This window comes from Streptomyces justiciae, assembly GCF_015163075.1.
GTDB classification, from domain to species: domain Bacteria; phylum Actinomycetota; class Actinomycetes; order Streptomycetales; family Streptomycetaceae; genus Streptomyces; species Streptomyces justiciae.
Genome location: NZ_JADDXU010000012.1, coordinates 317,038 through 335,671, shown reverse-complemented (window position 1 = coordinate 335,671; position 18,634 = coordinate 317,038). Strand labels below are relative to the sequence as shown.

Sequence of the window (18,634 nt, the reverse complement as noted above, 5' to 3'; positions counted from 1 at the left end):
GGGGCCGGCGGTGTGCGCGTCGGTCACTGTGTGCTCCTGAGGTTCCGTGGATAAGCGGTCTGTCTACGGCTGCTTGCTACGAGTGCGTGCTACGCGTGCTTGCCAGAAGTGCTGCTTCTAAGCGAAGGCGACGTTGTAGATGCCTGCAGCGATCGCGCCGCCGATCAGCGGACCGACGACCGGGACCCAGGCGTAGCCCCAGTCGGAACCGCCCTTGTTGGGCAGCGGCAGGAGGGCGTGCACGATACGCGGACCGAGGTCACGGGCCGGGTTGATCGCGTAGCCGGTCGGGCCACCGAGGGACAGACCGATGGAGACGACGACCAGGGCGGTGATCAGGGCGCCCAGCGTGCCCAGGCCGTTGCCGCCGTCGTTGAGGCCCTGCGTGAGGACGGCAAGGACCAGCACGATGGTGCCGATGACCTCGGTGGCGACGTTCTGCCAGGCGACCCGGATCTCCGGACCGGTGGAGAAGATGCCCAGGACCGGGCCGGCGCCCTGCTCCTGCGCCTCGACGGCCTTGGTCTTGGTGGCCTGCGCGCCCGGACCGCCGACGATCTCCTTGTCGGTGAGGTGCGCGTGGAACTGGCCGTAGTAAGCGATCCAGACCAGAGCCGCGCCGATCATGGCGCCGAGCACCTGACCGCCCCAGTAGATCGGGACGTCGCTCCAGGAGATGCCGTCCTTCTTGAGCGCGAGCGCGAGCGTGACGGCCGGGTTCAGATGTGCGCCGGACAGGGGCGCGGAGGTGTAGACGGCCGTGAGAACGGCGAAACCCCACCCGAAGGTGATGGCGAGCCAACCGGCGTTACGGGCCTTGGAGGCCTTCAGCGTGACGGCGGCGCACACGCCACCGCCGAGCAGGATGAGTATGGCGGTACCGATGGTCTCGCCGATGAAGATGTCGGAGCTGGACACCCGCGACTCCTTTGTCCTTCGTCCAGGGGAAGCAGAACCCCGGGTCCCTCCGGTGGTTCGCGTGCCCTCGGGGGTGAGAGCGTTGCCGGCCCTTGGCGTTGTCACACTCTAGCGCGTATTGCCGGTAGGTGTTCGACAATGCCGACCGATGGACGGGAGTCTTGCTCCGGCGTTACGTGCGCGTCAAGGGTTCTGTTATCGAAAGCACGATCGTTATTGATTGCTGTGAGCTGTCGATCTTCAGGCGGGACGCCGGGAGGCGCCTCGCCCGATATGTCCACTTCAGGGTATGGCGAAGGCCGGGACGCGTCGCGGCGTCCCGGTCGCTCTTACCGAGTTCTCAGTCCGTTACGGGCTCTGCGTACGGGCTCTAGAAGCGCCCGGCGCCCAGGTCCCGCGACACCGCGCGGGCGCAGTCGCGTACCGCCGCGATCAGCTCGGGACGCAGCTCGCCGTCCCGGCACAGCCGCTCCACGGCACCGGTGATGCCGACCGCGCCGACCGGCATCCGCCGCCGGTCGTGGATGGGGGCGGCGACACCCGCGACGCCCTCCCAGGTTTCCTCCACGTCCGCCGCGTAGCCCCGCGCGCGGGTGATGTCGAGGATGTTCTCGAAGCTGTCCAGCTCGCACACCGTGCGGTCCGTGAACGGCTTGCGGTCCGCCTCGATGGCCTCGCTGTGCGCCACCGGGTCGTAGGCCGACAGCACCTTGCCCAGGGCCGTGGAGTGCAGGGGCTGCATGGCCCCGATCTCCAGCACTTGACGGCTGTCGTCCGGCCGGAAGACGTGATGCACGATCAGCACGCCCTGCTGGTGCAGAACCCCGAGATACACGCTCTCGCCGCTGGAACGGGCCAGATCGTCGGTCCACACCAGCGCCCGCGCCCGCAGCTCGTGCACGTCGAGATAGGTGGTGCCGAGGCGCAGCAGCTCGGCGCCCAGCTGGTAGCGCCCGGAGGCGTCGTCCTGCTCGACGAAGCCCTCCGCCTGGAGCGTGCGCAGAATCCCGTGCGCGGTGCCCTTGGCGAGGCCCAGGGCCGAGGCGATGTCCGACAGGCCGAGCCGCCGCTCGCCGCCCGCGAGCAGCCGCAGCATCGCGGCCGCCCGTTCGAGCGACTGGATGTTCCGTGCCATCGCCGTCCCTGCCTCCGTCCCCTTCGCCGTCGACCCGCGACGTCGCTGCCGCCGTTCGGCAATGTCGAACACTACTAGTCCATGCCGACCGACCGCCAATAGTCGGACGACACGTTTGCGCCACCGACACGCAGTCTTGCGTCACTCGTATCCCGCCGATGACCTGCCCGTCATCCTCGTCCGCCCCGTGGACGCCCTGACCATCCGGCGCCGGTCCCGGCTACCCTGGCCGCGTGCGCCCGCTGTGGGAAGCCCCACGGCAGGACGCAAAGCCGACAGCCGTCGCACCCAAAGGGAGCCCTTTCATGGCCTCGTTGCCACCGTCCCCTTCCGCCGACAGCCGGACCCGTGTGTCCGCGCTCCGCGAGGCGCTCGCCACCCGTGTGGTGGTCGCCGACGGAGCGATGGGCACCATGCTCCAGGCGCAGGACCCCACGCTTGAGGACTTCGAGAACCTCGAAGGCTGTAACGAGATCCTCAACGTGACCCGCCCGGACATCGTCCGCTCCGTCCACGACGCGTACTTCGCGGTGGGCGTCGACTGCGTCGAGACCAACACCTTCGGGTCCAACCACACGGCCGCCTCCGAGTACGACATCGCCGACCGGGTCCACGAGCTGTCCGAGGCCGGCGCCCGCATCGCCCGCGAGACGGCCGACGAGTACACCGCCCGCGACGGCCGCCAGCGCTGGGTCCTCGGCTCCGTCGGCCCCGGCACCAAGCTGCCCACCCTCGGCCACATCGACTACGCCACCATCCGCGACGGCTACCAGGCCAACGTGGAGGGCCTGCTCGCCGGCGGCGCCGACGCCCTGATCGTCGAGACCACCCAGGACCTCCTCCAGACCAAGGCCTCCGTCCTCGGCGCCCGCCGCGCCATGGACGTCACCGGCGCCGACGTCCCCCTCGTGGTCTCCATGGCCTTCGAAACGACCGGCACCATGCTCCTGGGCTCCGAGATCGGCGCCGCGCTGACCGCGCTGGAACCGCTCGGCATCGACATGATCGGCCTGAACTGTTCCACCGGCCCGGCGGAGATGAGCGAGCACCTGCGCTATCTCACCCGGCACTCCCGCATCCCGCTGCTGTGCATGCCGAACGCGGGCCTGCCCATCCTCACCAAGGACGGCGCGCACTTCCCCCTCGACCCCGAGGGCCTGGCCGACGCCCAGGAGAACTTCGTACGCGACTACGGCCTGTCGCTGATCGGCGGCTGCTGCGGTACGACGCCCGAGCACCTGCGCCAGGTCGTCGAACGCGTCCGCGACCTCACCCCCGCCGAGCGCCACCCGCGCCCCGAGCCGGGCGCCGCCTCCCTCTACCAGACCGTCCCGTTCCGCCAGGACACCTCCTACCTGGCGATCGGTGAGCGCACCAACGCCAACGGGTCGAAGAAGTTCCGTGAGGCCATGCTGGAGGGCCGCTGGGACGACTGTGTGGAGATGGCCCGGGACCAGATCCGCGAGGGCGCGCACATGCTGGACCTGTGCGTGGACTACGTCGGCCGCGACGGCGTGGCGGACATGGAGGAACTGGCGGGACGGTTCGCGACCGCGTCCACGCTGCCGATCGTGCTGGACTCCACCGAGGTCGACGTCATCCAGGCCGGCCTGGAGAAGCTCGGCGGGCGTGCGGTCATCAACTCCGTCAACTACGAGGACGGCGACGGCCCCGAGTCCCGCTTCGCGAAGGTCACCAAGCTCGCGCAGGAGCACGGGGCGGCGCTGATCGCGCTGACCATCGACGAGGAGGGCCAGGCCCGCACGCCGGAGAAGAAGGTCGAGATCGCCGAGCGGCTGATCGAAGACCTGACCGGCAACTGGGGCATCCATGAGTCGGACATCCTCATCGACACCCTGACCTTCACCATCTGCACCGGTCAGGAGGAGTCCCGGGGCGACGGCATCGCCACGATCGAGGCGATCCGCGAGCTCAAGCGCCGCCACCCGGACGTGCAGACCACGCTGGGGTTGTCGAACATCTCCTTCGGCCTGAACCCGGCCGCCCGCATCCTGCTCAACTCCGTCTTCCTCGACGAGTGCGTCAAGGCGGGCCTGGACTCGGCGATCGTGCACGCCTCGAAGATCCTGCCGATCGCCCGGTTCAGCGAGGAAGAGGTGCAGACGGCCCTCGACCTCATCTACGACCGTCGCGCCGAGGGCTACGACCCCCTCCAGAAGCTGATGGCCCTGTTCGAGGGCGCCACCGCGAAGTCGTTGAAGGCGGGCAAGGCCGAGGAACTGGCCGCGCTGCCGCTGGAGGAGCGTCTCAAGCGGCGCATCATCGACGGCGAGAAGAACGGCCTGGAGGCCGACCTCGATCAGGCGCTGGAGACCACTTCCGCCCTGGACATCGTCAACAACACGCTGCTGGACGGCATGAAGGTCGTCGGTGAGCTGTTCGGCTCCGGCCAGATGCAGCTGCCGTTCGTGCTCCAGTCCGCCGAGGTGATGAAGTCGGCCGTCGCCTACCTCGAACCGCACATGGAGAAGTCCGACGCCGAAGGCAAGGGCACCATCGTGCTGGCCACCGTCCGAGGCGACGTCCACGACATCGGCAAGAACCTGGTGGACATCATCTTGTCCAACAACGGCTACAACGTGGTCAACCTCGGTATCAAGCAGCCGGTCTCGGCGATCCTGGAGGCGGCCGAGGAGCACAAGGCCGATGTGATCGGGATGTCCGGGCTGCTGGTGAAGTCCACGGTGATCATGAAGGAGAACCTGGAGGAGCTCAACTCCCGTGGCATGGCCGCCGATTACCCGGTCATCCTCGGCGGCGCCGCTCTGACCCGGGCCTATGTCGAGCAGGATCTGCACGAGATCTACCAGGGCGAAGTCCGCTACGCCCGCGACGCGTTCGAGGGCCTGCGCCTCATGGACGCCCTCATCGGCGTCAAGCGTGGCGTCCCCGGTGCGGCCCTGCCCGAGCTCAAGCAGCGCCGGGTGCGCGCCGGCGCCGCCGTGGCCGTCGAGGAGCGCCCCGAGGAAGGGGGACGCTCCGATGTCGCCACCGACAACCCTGTCCCCACGCCGCCGTTCTGGGACACCCGCGTCATCAAGGGCATCCAGCTCAAGGAGTACGCCTCCTGGCTCGACGAGGGCGCCCTCTTCAAGGGCCAGTGGGGCCTGAAGCAGGCGCGCACCGGCGACGGTCCGACGTACGAGGAACTCGTCGAGACCGAGGGCCGGCCCCGGCTGCGCGGGCTGCTCGACCGGCTCCAGACGGAGAACCTCCTCGAAGCGGCCGTGGTCTACGGCTACTTCCCGTGCGTCTCCAAGGACGACGACCTGATCATCCTCGACGACCAGGGCAACGAGCGCACCCGCTTCACCTTCCCGCGCCAGCGCCGCGGCCGCCGCCTGTGCCTCGCCGACTTCTTCCGCCCGGAGGAGTCGGGGGAGACCGACGTCGTCGGCCTTCAGGTCGTCACCGTCGGCTCCCGCATCGGCGAGCAGACCGCCAAGCTCTTCGAGGCCAACGCCTACCGCGACTACCTCGAACTGCACGGCCTGTCCGTCCAGTTGGCCGAGGCGCTCGCCGAGTACTGGCACGCGCGCGTGCGTTCGGAACTCGGCTTCGCCGGTGAGGACCCCAGCGACATCGAGGACATGTTCGCCCTGAAGTACCGCGGCGCGCGCTTCTCCCTCGGCTACGGCGCCTGCCCCAACCTGGAGGACCGCGCCAAGATCGCCGACCTGCTCCAGCCGGAGCGCATCGGCGTCCACCTGTCCGAGGAGTTCCAGCTGCACCCCGAGCAGTCCACCGACGCGATCGTGATCCACCACCCGGAGGCGAAGTACTTCAACGCCCGCTAGAAAGGTGCCGCACAGGCACATAAGCGCAGCTCAAGACGGCCCCCGGCGGTACTTGAGGTGTGCCCCGGACCACGTCGATTAAACGAGGCGCATCCTCCGGGACAGCCGTACACTGGACGGTCCATCGCAGGCCGGTTCCCTCCATGGGAACCGGCCTGATCGTCCCTCAAGGAGGTGCGCCTAGATGACCAGTACGGTCCCCGCGCTCGGAACCCGTACGGCCGAAGGCTCAGCCCTGCAGGCCGTGCTTCTCGACATGGACGGCACCTTGGTGGACACCGAGGGCTTCTGGTGGGACGTCGAGGTGGAGATCTTCGCCGGACTCGGCCACACCCTCGACGACTCCTGGCGCCATGTCGTGGTCGGCGGTCCCATGACCCGCAGCGCGGGGTTCCTGATCGAGGCCACAGGCGCCGACATCACCCTCCCCGAACTCACCGTGCTGCTCAACGAGGGCTTCGAGGACCGCATCGGCCGCGCCCTGCCGCTGATGCCGGGCGCCCTGCGGCTGCTGGCCGAACTCTCCGAGTACGAGATCCCCACCGCCCTGGTCTCCGCCTCCCACCGGCGCATCATCGACCGAGTGCTCACCTCCCTCGGACCCCAGCACTTCGCCCTCACCGTCGCCGGCGACGAGGTGGCACGCACCAAGCCGCACCCCGACCCCTACCTCTTCGCCGCCGCGGGACTCGGCGTCGATCCGGCCAGATGCGCCGTCGTCGAGGACACCGCCACCGGCGTCGCCGCCGCCGAGGCCGCGGGCTGTCACGTCGTGGCCGTGCCGTCCGTCGCGCCCATCGCCCCCGCCGCCCGGCGCACCGTCGTCACCTCGCTCGAGGAGGTCGACCTGGCATTTCTGCGCGGCCTGATGACGGAAATGCGCTGAGCGTTCACCCAGCGTGCATCGCGGATAACGGAAGCATTTCCGGACCGCGCGCAAAGGAATTCGAATCTTGATGGATGGCCGAATTCCGGTGTCCGTACACCTTGTTGAGCATGTGACGTTCCCCACTTCACAGGAGGTCGACAGGTAGCGCGGCCTGTGCCTGTGGCCCGCAATGAGGGGGTTCTGCCGTGCCCTTGTGTCCCGATTGATGGAAACCTGCACTAATCCTTCCCCTGTCGGGTTTTCGGTGTGTCCGCACCCGGTTTCGCTCCGTGATGGCACCTCAACTCCGGTGCCTGCGAACCCCTCTGCGGGCGCGGACTAATCTCGTCGCGAGAACATCACCGCACCCCCCGTGGATCCGCCGCACCACCCATGCATGCCGGATACACGGACTCGACAGCTCTGGAGAAACTCGAGCATGAACCGCAAGACTTTGGTGCTGCCGGCCGTGATCGGTCTGCTCGCGCCGGTCCTCGCCGCCTGCGGCGGGTCCGACGGCGGCAGCGGCGGCGGAGACGCGATAGTCGTCGGCACCACGGACGCGGTCACTGCCTCGAAGGACGCCCCCGCGCCCCTCGACCCGGCCTACGCCTACGACGCCGGCATCTGGAACATCCTGCGCCAGACCGTGCAGACCCTGATGATCCAGCCGCGCGGCGAGGGCGAGCCCGTGCCCGAGGCCGCCGAGAGCTGCGGCTTCACCGACACCGGCAACGAGCGCTACGCCTGCAAGCTGCGCCCGGGCCTGAAGTTCGCCAACGGCGACGCCGTCACCGCGCAGGACGTCAAGTACTCCATCGACCGCGCGCGGAACATCAACGCCGAGGGCGGCCCGGTCGGCCTGCTCTCCACCATCGACACCGTCGAGACCCAGGGCGACCGCGAGGTGATCTTCCACCTCAAGACGGCCGACGCCACCTTCCCGTACAAGCTCTCGACACCCGTCGCCGGCATCCTCAACCCCGACGACTACCAGCCCAAGACCCTGCGCGAGGGCTTCGACGTCGACGGCTCCGGCCCGTACACCATGTCCGCCGAGGTCAAGGACGACGAGCTCGTCAGCGCCGTGTTCACCAAGAACCCCAACTACAAGGGGACGCTGAAGGTGAACAACGACAAGGTCGAACTGCGCACCTTCGCGGACGCCGACGCCATGGGCACCGCCATCGACGACGGTGACATCGACGTCATGTCCCGCACCATGTCGCCCGAGCAGATCGAGAAACTCTCCGCGTCCCCCGACAGCGATGTCGACCTCGTCGAGATGCCCGGCCTGGAGATCCGCTACCTGGCCTTCAACACCGACGCCCCCACGGTCAAGACCAAGGCCGTGCGCCAGGCGATGGCCCAGGTCATCAACCGCAGCGAACTCGTCTCCAAGGTCTACGGCTCCGAGGCCGAACCGCTGTTCTCGCTGGTGCCGGCGAGCATCATCGGCCACTCCAACTCGTTCTTCAACAAGTACGGCGACCCCAGCAAGACCAAGGCCGCGGCCCTCCTGAACAGGGCCAACATCACCACGCCGGTCAAGCTGACCCTGCACTACACCACCGACCACTACGGCTCGGCCACCAAGAAGGAGTTCGAGCAGCTCCAGCAGCAGCTCAACGACTCCGGCCTGTTCGACGTCAGCATCAAGGGCGAACTCTGGAAGACCTTCCGCCCCGCCGAGCAGAAGGGCGCGTACGACGTCTACGGCATGGGCTGGTTCCCGGACTTCCCCGACGCCGACAACTACCTCGCGCCGTTCCTCGACAAGGGCAACTTCCTCGGCTCGCCCTACGCCAACAGCGAGATCCGCAACACCCTGATCCCGGAGTCCCGCCGCCAGGCCGACCGGCTGTCCGCCTCCACCAGCCTCACCGACATCCAGGACATCGTCGCCGACGACGTCCCGGTGCTGCCGCTGTGGCAGGGCAAGCAGTACGTCGCCGCCCGTGACGACATCACCGGCACCGCCTACGCCCTCAACTCCTCCTCCACCCTTCAGCTGTGGGAGCTCGGCCGTGGCGTGAGCGGCTGATCGTCCCCTGCCCGGGGCCCGGGACGGCCGGCCCCGGGATTCGACACCCGACGACAAGGCACTCGCACGTGAACATGCGCAACCAGTGGCCGGTCCTGCCGATCATGGCGGGGCTGGCCTCCGGCCTGTTGACCGGCTGCGGCTCGGAGAACGGGGAATCCGGCAGCGGTGGCTCCACCGTGGTGATGGGGATGTCCGACGACGTCCTGGCCACCGACCCGGCCTCCGGCTACGACCCCGGCTCGTGGCTGCTGTTCAACAACGTCTTCCAGTCGCTGCTCAGCTTCCCCAAGGGCGGCACCGAGCCGGTACCGGAAGCCGCCGAGAGCTGCGGGTTCAGCGACACCGAGACCAAGGTCTACAAGTGCACGCTGAAGGACGGCCTGAAGTTCAGCAACGGTGACGACCTCACCTCGGAGGACGTCAAGTTCTCCTTCGACCGCATGCTGAAGATCAACGACGACGCCGGCCCCGCGATCATGTTCCCCATGCTCGACAAGGTCGAGACGCCGGACGAGAAGACGGTCGTGTTCCAGCTGAACACCCCCGACGCCACCTTCCCCAGCAAGATCGCCTCCGGCGCCGGTTCCATCGTCGACCACCGGCAGTACGACGCCGGCAAGCTTCGCGAGGACGGCGAGGCCGTCGGCTCCGGCCCCTACAAGCTGGACTCGTTCGACGACGGCGAGGCCGTGTTCTCCGTCAACGAGAACTACGAGGGCACCGCCAAGATCAAGAACTCCGGCGTCACCCTGAAGTTCGGCGTCGACCAGGCCCAGCTCAAGCAGGACCTCACCGACAACAAGATCGACATCGCCTACCGGGGCCTCAGCGCGAACGACATCTCCGACATCGAGGCCGCAGGCACCGACGCCGACGTCGAACTCGTCGAGGGCACCAGCGCCGAGGTCCAGCACCTCGTCTTCAACATGGACGACCCCGTCGCCGGAAAGCTCGGCGTCCGCAAGGCCATCGCCTACCTGCTGGACCGCGACGCCCTCATGGCCGACGTCTACCAGGGCACCGCTACCTCGCTCTACTCGATCATCCCGGCCGGCATCGCGGGCCACAACACCGCCTTCTTCGACACCTACGGCGCCCGCCCCTCCAAGGCCAAGGCCGCCGCCGCCCTCAACACCGAGGGCATCACCGGCAAGGTCAAGCTCACCCTCTGGTCCACCCCCACCCGCTACGGCCCCTCCACCGACCAGGAACTCAAGGCCATCGCCGACCAGCTCAACGACAGCGGCCTCTTCGACGCCGACGTCAAGTCCGTCGCCTACGACCAGTACGAGAAGGACATAGCCAAGGGCAAGTACGGCGTCTACGTGAAGGGCTGGGTCCCCGACTACCCGGACGCCGACAACTTCACCGCCCCCTTCTTCGGCGAGGGCAACGTGCTGAGCAACAACTACACCAACAGCACGATCACCGACACGCTCATCCCGCGCACCGCCGCCCAGAGCGACCGCGCCGCCACCGACAACGACTACGGCCACCTCCAGGACGTCGTCGCCGCCGAACTCCCCGTCCTGCCCCTGTGGCAGGCCAAGCAGTACGCCGTCGTCCGCGACAACGTCTACGGCCTCGAGTACTGCCTCGACGCCTCGACCGTCTTCCGCTTCTGGGAGATCAGCAAGGGCTGACCGGCCGACCGGCCCCGGCAACACCAAGGGCGCCCCTTCCTCGGAGGGGGCGCCCTTGGTGTTGCAATTCCTGGTGCTGCTACTGCGCGCCGGGGCGCACCAGCCCGCTCTCGTACGCGTACACCGCCGCCTGCACCCGGTCCCGCAGCCCCAGCTTCGTCAGCACATGCCCCACATGCGTCTTCACCGTGGTCTCACTGACGAACAGATCGGCCGCGATCTCCGCGTTCGACAACCCCCGCGCCACCAGCTTCAGCACCTCCACCTCACGGTCGGTGAGCGTGTGCAGCGTGTCCGGCACCGGCTCGTCACCCGACGGCAGATGCGTGGCGTACTTGTCGAGCAGCCGGCGCGTGATGCTCGGCGCGAGCATCGCCTCACCCGCGGCCACCACCCGGATCGCCTGCACCAGCTCGTTCGCCGGTGCGTCCTTCAGCAGGAACCCGCTGGCCCCCGCCCGCAACGCCTCCACCACGTACTCGTCGAGATCGAACGTCGTCAGCACCAGCACCTTCGCCGGACCGTCCCGCCCGGGCCCGGTGATCTGCCGGGTCGCCTCGACGCCGTCCATCCGCGGCATACGGATGTCCATGAGAACCACGTCGGGCTGCAACGCCCGCACCTGGTCGAGCGCCTGGAGGCCGTCCCCGGCCTCACCGACCACAGCGATGTCCTGCTCCGCCTCCAGAATCATCCGGAAGCCGGTACGCAGCAGCGGCTGGTCGTCGACCAGTAGGACGCGGATGGCCACGTGACACTCCTTCGCTAGTCCGGCCCCATTCTGCCCTGCGACGCCCCGCCGGACTCGGCCGCCCTCACCGCAGCGGCTGCGATGCCCCCGGACCCCCGGCTGTGTCCGCGCCCGCCACTGTCACCGGCAACGGATACGGCGGGGGAGTGCCGCCGAACTCCGGACAGTGCGCCTGGTGATCGCACCAGCCGCACAGCTTCGTCGGCCGCGGACGCCAGTCGCCCGTCTCCGTCGCCAGCCGGATCGCCTCCCACAGCGCCAGCAACTTCCGCTCCACCCGCTCCAGATCCGCCACCACGGGGTCGTACGTCAGCACGTCACCACTGCCGAGATACACCAGCTGCAACCGCCGCGGCACGACCTGCTTCAGCCGCCACACCACCAGCGCGTAGAACTTCATCTGGAACAGCGCACCCTCGGCGTACTCCGGCCGCGGCGCCTTGCCCGTCTTGTAGTCGACGATCCGCACCTCACCCGTCGGCGCCACGTCCACCCGGTCGATGATCCCGCGCAGCCTCAGCCCCGACTCCAGCTCCGCCTCGACGAACAACTCCCGCTCGGCAGGCTCCAGCCGCGTCGGATCCTCCAGACTGAACCACCGCTCCACCAGCTGCTCGGCCTCCCCGAGCCACCGCGCCAGCCGCTCACCCTCCGGATCGTCCGCGAACAGCTCCACCACCTCGGGCCGCGACTCCCGCAAGCGGTCCCACTGGCCGGGGATGAGCGACTTCGCCCGCGGCGGCGTCCGCTCGCCCGCCGGGGCGTCGAACAACCGCTCCAGCACCGCATGCACCAAGGTGCCCCGCGTCGCCGCCTCACTCGGCTTCTCCGGCAACCGGTCGATCACCCGGAACCGATACAGCAACGGACACTGCATGAAGTCACTCGCACGCGACGGCGACAACGACGCCGGAGCTATCGCGACGGGCGCCCCGGCCGTGACCGTCACGTCCTGTGCCCTCGCCGCCTGCTCGCCCACGACCGGCGGATCCACGTCCGCGACCCCGCCGCCGGCGGCCTCCGCCGCGCCCTCGGTGCTCGTCTCCATGCCCACAGACCTTACGGCCCACCACTGACAGTGACCCACTCGCCGCCGCGACCCGCACGACAGCCCGGGAAACACAGGGGGTGCCGGGGCGGAACGCGTCGCGACCGCCGCATACCATCGACCCCGAGACCCTTCCGCCGGCAGGCGCGGAAGACGCTTCGAACGAGGGGACACCGTGGACGAGAGCGGCGGGAGCGGGCAGCCGCGGTCCGGCAACGACGAGCCGACCCAGCACGCAGGCCCTACGGCCCCGGCCGCCGACCCCGCACCCCCTACACCCGACGAACACCCCGCGAAGGCGACGGACACCGACCCCGCCACGGGGGAGCGGGACGAGCCCACGACCGGCCCCACTGACGCTGCGACGCCGGGCGAGGACACCCCGACCGCTCCGAGCACTTCGAGTGGCTCAAGCACCACCAAGGACGCCGAGGCCGAGCGGCAGGGCGCGGCGCCGGAAGACAACGCCGTCGGCGACACCAGCGAGCGCACCCGTGACGTCGAGGACCACCCGACGCCGAACGCCCCCACCCCCCACGACGAAGACCCGGCCCCCGCCCACGACCACCGCACCAGCGACCAAGACCCCGCCCACGACCACCGCACCCTCGCCCACTCCGGCACCACCAAGGGCCGCCCGCCCCAGCGGCAGCGCGAACCCGGTGGTGGGCTGCTCATGGGACGCCCCTTCGGCGTGCCCGTGTACGTCGCGCCCAGCTGGTTCCTCGTGGCCGCCCTCATCACCTGGGTCTTCGGCGGACAGCTCGACCGCGTCCTGCCCGAACTCGGCGCCGCCCGCTACCTCGTCTCCCTCTTCTTCGCCGTCGCCTTCTACGCCTCCGTCCTCGTCCACGAACTCGCCCACACGGTCGCCGCCCTCCGCTTCAAGCTCCCCGTGCGCCGCATCCAGCTCCAGTTCTTCGGCGGCGTCTCCGAGATCGAGAAGGAGGCCGAGACCCCCGGCCGCGAGTTCGTGCTGGCCTTCGTCGGCCCCCTGCTCTCCCTCGTCCTCGCCGGCCTCTTCTACGTCGCCCTCCAGCCCGTCGAACCCGGCACCGTCCCCGGCGTCCTCCTCGCCGGCCTGATGATCTCCAACCTCATCGTGGCCGCCTTCAACCTCCTGCCCGGCCTCCCCCTCGACGGCGGCCGCATGCTCCGCGCCGTCGTCTGGAAGATCACCGGCAAGCCCATGAGCGGCACCATCGCCGCCGCCTGGGTCGGCCGCGCCCTCGCCGTCTCCGTCCTCATCGGCCTCCCGCTGCTCACCCAGTCCGGAGCCCTCGGCTCCAACGCCGAGGACAACGTCGGCATGGACACCGTCATGGATGCCCTGCTCGCCGCCATCCTTGCCGCGATCATCTGGACCGGCGCCGGCAACAGCCTCCGCATGGCCCGCCTGCGCGAACACCTCCCGGAACTCCGCGCCCGCAACCTCACCCGCCGCGCCGTCCCCGTCGAGACCGACACCCCCCTCTCCGAGGCCCTGCGCCGCGCCAACGAAGCCGGCGCCCGCGCCCTCGTCGTCGTCGACACCGACGGCGAACCCCTCTCCCTCGTCCGCGAGGCCGCCATCGTCGGCGTCCCCGAACACCGCCGCCCCTGGGTCGCCGTCAGCGGTCTCGCCCAGGACCTCACCGACGGCATGCGCGTCTCCGCAGAACTGGCGGGCGAGGACCTCCTCGACGCCCTGCGCGCCACCCCCGCCACCGAGTACCTCGTCGTCGAGGACACCGGCGAGATCTACGGCGTCCTGTCCGCCGCCGACGTCGAGCGCGCCTTCGTCAAGGCCATGGCCCGCCCCAGCTGAGAGCACCGCTCTCCTGAAGCGGTGCTCGGGCTTCCTCGTGGTCGGCGGCCCTCCGAAACGCCGGTAGTCTGTTCACATGTCCGAACCGACCGGTGCCGCCCGCAGGCGCGGGCCCTTCAAGGTCGGGGACCAGGTTCAGCTGACCGACCCCAAGGGCCGCCACTACACGTTCACGCTCGAAGAGGGAAAGAACTTCCACACCCACAAGGGTTCCTTCCCGCACGACGAGCTGATCGGCGCTCCCGAGGGCAGCGTTGTCCGCACCACCGGTAACGTCGCCTACCTCGCGCTGCGCCCCCTGCTCCCCGACTACGTCCTGTCCATGCCCCGCGGGGCAGCCGTCGTCTACCCGAAGGACGCGGGACAGATCCTCGCCTTCGCCGACATCTTCCCCGGCGCACGCGTCGTCGAAGCCGGCGTAGGCTCCGGCTCGCTCAGCAGCTTCCTGCTGCGCGCCATCGGCGACCAGGGCATGCTCCACAGCTACGAGCGCCGCGAGGACTTCGCCGAGATCGCGCAGGCGAACGTCGAGCGCTACTTCGGCGGCCCCCACCCCGCCTGGCAGCTCACCGTCGGCGACCTCCAGGACAACCTGTCCGACACCGACGTCGACCGCGTCATCCTCGACATGCTCGCCCCCTGGGAATGCCTCGAGGCCGTCTCCAAGGCGCTCGTCCCCGGCGGCATCCTCTGCTGCTACGTCGCCACCACCACCCAGCTCGCCCGGACCGTCGAGTCCATCCGCGAGATCGGCTCCTTCAACGAGCCGACCGCCTGGGAGACGATGATCCGCAACTGGCACATCGAGGGCCTCGCCGTCCGCCCGGACCACCGGATGATCGGCCACACCGGCTTCCTCCTCACCGCCCGCCGCCTCGCCGACGGCGTCGAGCCGCCCATGCGCCGCCGCCGCCCCGCCAAGGGCGCCTACGGCGAGGACTACGCCGGCCCCAACGCCGACGGAGGCTCCGGCCGCTGAGGCGGCCCCGTGCCGCGTACAACGCAACCGCGCCGCGGCCGAGTTCCCGACACCAGCTCCGGAACTCGGCCCCGGCGCCTTTTCGTTGCCGGCGCCGCGGACCCCGAGGTCCGTGCGACAACCACCGACCCCGCCGTTCCGCTCCCTTGTGACGTGTGGCACCATGCGGGACACCCCCACCGCCACAGCCCTCTCGGGAGTCACCCCTAGTGCAGCAATCCGCGGTTCCGGAACTCGCTCACACCCACACCCGCCCCATCCACTGGGTGGCCACCGCCACCGCCGTGGCAGGCGTCGTGGCCCTCTCCTCGGTCCTCCAGCCGAATCCGGCCACCGCCGCCCAGGCCGCAGGCCCCCAGTCGCAGAAAGCCCCCGCGACCACCACCGCCCCGAACCCGGCCCACGTCGACTTCCCGATCGACTGCGGCCCCGTCAAAGCCCTGGTGGTGAAGAAGGCAACCGGCGACCTCGACGGCGACGACCGCCCCGAGACCGTCGCGGTCGTCCACTGCGACGCCCCCATGGGCACCCCGCCCGACGGCGTCTACGTCCTCACCCAGGCCGCCGACGCCAAGAAGCCCCGCGTCGTGGCGACCCTGATCGACCCCAAGGACCGCATCACCGTCAAGAACCTCGCCCTCACCGACGGAACCGTCCTCGCCGACACACTCGGCTACTCCTCGGACTCCGTACCCAGTTGCTGCCCGGACGTGAAGACGAGCGCGAAGTGGCAGTGGAAGAACGGCACCTTCCTGCGCACCACCCCGGCGGGCGCACAGAGCGTCTGAGCCCCGCTCAGCACGCCACGGCGGCGGCCAACTGACAGAGCGACAACAAGCGTTCCGCCCGGTACGACGCCGCCGACCCGCACCCGCGCGCGGTCACGCCACGTCGGGCCCGTACACCTCGACCCCGTCCGACACCCGGCGCACATGAATGCACTCGCCCGGGCACTCCTTGGCCGAGTCCACCACATCCGTCAGCAACGGCAGCGGCACCGGCGTCGACGCGCCCGCGGACTGCAGCAGCTCGTCGTCCGCGCCCTTCACATACGCCAGACCGTCGATGTCCAGCTCGAACACCTCAGGCGCGTACTGGACACAGATGCCGTCGCCGGTACAGAGATCCTGATCGATCCAGACCTCCAGAGCCTCACCGACGACCCCGGCCTCCTGCTGCACGCTCACGTCTCCTGCCACCTCCGGTGCTCAACACCCCCGACCCTACCCCCGCCACCGTACGAACATCCCAGACAAGCCCCCGGACCAGCCCAGCCCATCGCGCGCCGGTGGAGTACCCCTCGAATGCACCTCGATCACACCTCGCGCACCGGTCGAGACACCCCCGCCCCACACCCGTGCGCCCCCCGTGCCACCACCCGGCAGCCGCCGACCCGGCCCGCACCCCGGCCGCCACCACCATGACGCACCCCACCCGCCCGCACACGCTCCGTCAACACCACCCCGCCACCGACCGACCGACCCCACGCCCCAGCGAACAAGCACCGAAGGCCCGATCACCGGGCCCCACGAGCCCCCGACCGGCGGCGCTGCGCGCAACTCACCCCCGCCGTGGAAGATTTCGAGCACTCCTGCCCAGGAACAGTCGGCTTCTGAATCACGTTGACTGGGTATTCAGACGGCGTGAGGGAGAGCGCAGGGTGACCGACGACACACCTTGACACTCTTTGTGATCTAGGGGTTTCAATCGACACCCACCCAGGTAGGGTCTGGAAGCGTCCAGCTCCCCTTGGAGGAGGTGAGGACCGTGGCAGCCCACGACGACGACATGAACCGCGGCATCCGCCCGGGACGAGGGTCCGACGACCCGGCCGGGCAGATTGCCTACCTTGAGCAGGAGATCGCCGTCCTGCGACGCAAGCTCGCCGACTCTCCGCGGCACACGAGGATTCTCGAAGAGCGGATCGTCGAGCTGCAGACCAATCTGGCCGGCGTGTCCGCCCAGAACGAGCGACTCGCGAACACGCTCCGCGAGGCCCGCGACCAGATCGTGGCCCTCAAGGAAGAAGTCGACCGGCTCGCACAGCCCCCGGCCGGCTTCGGCGTCTTCCTGCAAGCCAACGAGGACGGCACCGCCGACATCTTCACCGGAGGACGCAAACTCCGGGTGAACGTCAGCCCCAGCGTCGACCTCGAAGAACTCCGGCGCGGCCAGGAACTGATGCTCAACGAAGCACTCAACGTGGTCGAGGCCATGGAGTTCGAGAGCGTCGGCGACATCGTCACCCTCAAGGAGATCCTCGAGGACGGCGAACGCGCCCTCGTGCAGGGGCACACCGACGAGGAACGGGTGGTACGGCTCGCCGAGCCACTGCTGGACATCACCATCCGCCCCGGCGACGCCCTCCTGCTCGAACCCCGCTCCGGCTACGTCTACGAAGTCGTGCCCAAGAGCGAGGTCGAAGAACTCGTCCTCGAAGAAGTCCCCGACATCGGCTACGAACAGATCGGCGGCCTCGGCGGCCAGATCGAAGCCATCCGCGACGCGGTTGAACTGCCCTACCTCTACCCGGACCTGTTCAAGGAGCACGAACTCCGCCCGCCCAAGGGCGTCCTGCTCTACGGACCCCCCGGATGCGGCAAGACACTCATCGCCAAGGCCGTCGCCAACTCGCTGGCCAAGAAGGTCGCCGAGGTCACCGGCCAGGCCCAGGGCAAGAGCTTCTTCCTCAACATCAAGGGCCCCGAACTCCTCAACAAGTACGTCGGCGAGACCGAGCGGCAGATCCGCCTCGTCTTCCAGCGTGCGAGGGAGAAGGCCAGCGAAGGCACCCCCGTCATCGTCTTCTTCGACGAGATGGAATCCCTCTTCCGCACCCGCGGATCCGGCGTCAGCTCGGACGTGGAGAACACCATCGTCCCCCAGCTCCTCGCCGAGATCGACGGAGTCGAAGGCCTGCAGAACGTGGTCGTCATCGGCGCCTCCAACCGCGAGGACATGATCGACCCCGCCATCCTGCGCCCCGGCCGCCTGGACGTGAAGATCAAGATCGAACGTCCCGACGCCGAGGCCGCCAAGGACATCTTCGGCAAGTACCTCACCGAGCGCCTCCCCCTGCACTCCGACGACCTCGGCGAGCACGGCGGCAGCAAGGAAACGACCGTCCAGAGCATGATCCAGACGGCCGTCGAGCACATGTACGCCGAATCCGAGGAAAACCGCTTCCTGGAAGTCACCTACGCCAACGGAGACAAGGAAGTCCTCTACTTCAAGGACTTCAACTCCGGCGCCATGATCGAGAACATCGTCGGCCGCGCCAAGAAGATGGCCATCAAGGACTTCCTCGACCACAACCAGAAGGGACTCCGCGTCTCCCACCTCCTCCAGGCCTGCGTGGACGAGTTCAAGGAGAACGAGGACCTCCCCAACACCACCAACCCGGACGACTGGGCCCGCATCTCCGGAAAGAAGGGCGAACGGATCGTCTACATCCGTACCCTCATCACCGGAAAGCAGGGCGCCGACACCGGACGCTCCATCGACACGGTGGCGAACACCGGTCAGTACCTGTAAAAAACAGGGCGGCTGCGGGTGCCCTCACCGGGTACCCGCAGCCGACTGTTTTCCAGGACACAGCCACAACCACAGGCGTGCAAGGC

Annotated in this window: 13 protein-coding genes; 8 read left to right on the top strand and 5 right to left on the bottom strand. The window is 68.9% G+C overall.

The features are described from left to right. Positions 1 to 117: 117 nt before the first annotated feature. Both IQ210_RS31080 and IQ210_RS31075 read right to left on the bottom strand, forming a co-directional pair. On the bottom strand, positions 118 to 918 hold the full coding sequence (locus tag IQ210_RS31080; RefSeq protein ID WP_194082480.1) for an MIP/aquaporin family protein: 801 nt from the start codon (positions 916 to 918) through the stop codon (positions 118 to 120). A 370-nt stretch (positions 919 to 1,288) separates the two neighbouring features. After that, complete coding sequence (locus tag IQ210_RS31075; protein WP_194082479.1) at positions 1,289 to 2,053, bottom strand: IclR family transcriptional regulator; 765 nt, start codon at positions 2,051 to 2,053, stop codon at positions 1,289 to 1,291. Positions 2,054 to 2,358: 305 nt separating this feature from the next. Here IQ210_RS31075 and metH point away from each other — a divergent pair, with 305 nt between their 5' ends. From metH to IQ210_RS31055, 4 genes are all read left to right on the top strand, one after another. Then, a complete protein-coding gene (metH, locus tag IQ210_RS31070; RefSeq protein ID WP_194082478.1) occupies positions 2,359 to 5,871 on the top strand; it encodes a methionine synthase in 3,513 nt (1,170 codons plus the stop codon). Between the two features lie 184 nt (positions 5,872 to 6,055). Next, complete coding sequence (locus IQ210_RS31065; protein ID WP_059196544.1) at positions 6,056 to 6,757, top strand: HAD family hydrolase; 702 nt, start codon at positions 6,056 to 6,058, stop codon at positions 6,755 to 6,757. Between the two features lie 421 nt (positions 6,758 to 7,178). After that, positions 7,179 to 8,783: an ABC transporter substrate-binding protein gene (locus tag IQ210_RS31060; protein ID WP_194082477.1), complete on the top strand. Its 1,605-nt coding sequence runs from the start codon at positions 7,179 to 7,181 to the stop codon at positions 8,781 to 8,783. Between the two features lie 68 nt (positions 8,784 to 8,851). Beyond that, a complete protein-coding gene (locus IQ210_RS31055) occupies positions 8,852 to 10,429 on the top strand; it encodes an ABC transporter substrate-binding protein (protein WP_194082476.1) in 1,578 nt (525 codons plus the stop codon). Positions 10,430 to 10,508: 79 nt separating this feature from the next. Here IQ210_RS31055 and IQ210_RS31050 read toward each other — a convergent pair whose 3' ends face one another. Further along, the gene (locus IQ210_RS31050; protein WP_020141342.1) at positions 10,509 to 11,180 is read right to left on the bottom strand and encodes a response regulator; all 672 of its coding nucleotides are present in this window, start codon (positions 11,178 to 11,180) and stop codon (positions 10,509 to 10,511) included. A 64-nt stretch (positions 11,181 to 11,244) separates the two neighbouring features. Then, positions 11,245 to 12,228 (bottom strand): RecB family exonuclease, encoded by a 984-nt coding sequence (locus IQ210_RS31045; protein WP_194082475.1) that lies wholly within the window; start codon positions 12,226 to 12,228, stop codon positions 11,245 to 11,247. A 175-nt stretch (positions 12,229 to 12,403) separates the two neighbouring features. Here IQ210_RS31045 and IQ210_RS31040 point away from each other — a divergent pair, with 175 nt between their 5' ends. The 3 genes from IQ210_RS31040 (at position 12,404) to IQ210_RS31030 (ending at position 15,802) form a co-directional block, all read left to right on the top strand. After that, positions 12,404 to 14,035 (top strand): site-2 protease family protein, encoded by a 1,632-nt coding sequence (locus tag IQ210_RS31040; protein WP_194082474.1) that lies wholly within the window; start codon positions 12,404 to 12,406, stop codon positions 14,033 to 14,035. Between the two features lie 76 nt (positions 14,036 to 14,111). After that, complete coding sequence (locus IQ210_RS31035; protein WP_194082473.1) at positions 14,112 to 15,014, top strand: tRNA (adenine-N1)-methyltransferase; 903 nt, start codon at positions 14,112 to 14,114, stop codon at positions 15,012 to 15,014. A gap of 209 nt (positions 15,015 to 15,223) precedes the next feature. Beyond that, positions 15,224 to 15,802 (top strand): hypothetical protein, encoded by a 579-nt coding sequence (locus IQ210_RS31030; protein ID WP_194082472.1) that lies wholly within the window; start codon positions 15,224 to 15,226, stop codon positions 15,800 to 15,802. A gap of 93 nt (positions 15,803 to 15,895) precedes the next feature. On the opposite strand, the gene IQ210_RS31025 is transcribed toward IQ210_RS31030, so the two are convergent. After that, on the bottom strand, positions 15,896 to 16,201 hold the full coding sequence (locus tag IQ210_RS31025; RefSeq protein WP_194082470.1) for a ferredoxin: 306 nt from the start codon (positions 16,199 to 16,201) through the stop codon (positions 15,896 to 15,898). 580 nt (positions 16,202 to 16,781) lie between these two features. Between IQ210_RS31025 and arc the strand changes: the two genes are divergently transcribed. Next, complete coding sequence (gene arc, locus IQ210_RS31020; protein WP_079311552.1) at positions 16,782 to 18,548, top strand: proteasome ATPase; 1,767 nt, start codon at positions 16,782 to 16,784, stop codon at positions 18,546 to 18,548. The last annotated feature ends 86 nt before the right edge of the window (positions 18,549 to 18,634 follow it).

Excerpts from the sequence above, each read along its gene's own strand:
- IQ210_RS31075 (WP_194082479.1), bottom strand. The coding sequence starts at position 2,053 with ATGGCACGGAACATCCAGTCGCTCGAACGGGCGGCCGCGATGCTGCGG.
- metH (WP_194082478.1), top strand. The coding sequence starts at position 2,359 with ATGGCCTCGTTGCCACCGTCCCCTTCCGCCGACAGCCGGACCCGTGTG.
- IQ210_RS31065 (WP_059196544.1), top strand. The coding sequence starts at position 6,056 with ATGACCAGTACGGTCCCCGCGCTCGGAACCCGTACGGCCGAAGGCTCA.
- IQ210_RS31060 (WP_194082477.1), top strand. The coding sequence starts at position 7,179 with ATGAACCGCAAGACTTTGGTGCTGCCGGCCGTGATCGGTCTGCTCGCG.
- IQ210_RS31045 (WP_194082475.1), bottom strand. The coding sequence starts at position 12,228 with ATGGAGACGAGCACCGAGGGCGCGGCGGAGGCCGCCGGCGGCGGGGTC.
- IQ210_RS31035 (WP_194082473.1), top strand. The coding sequence starts at position 14,112 with ATGTCCGAACCGACCGGTGCCGCCCGCAGGCGCGGGCCCTTCAAGGTC.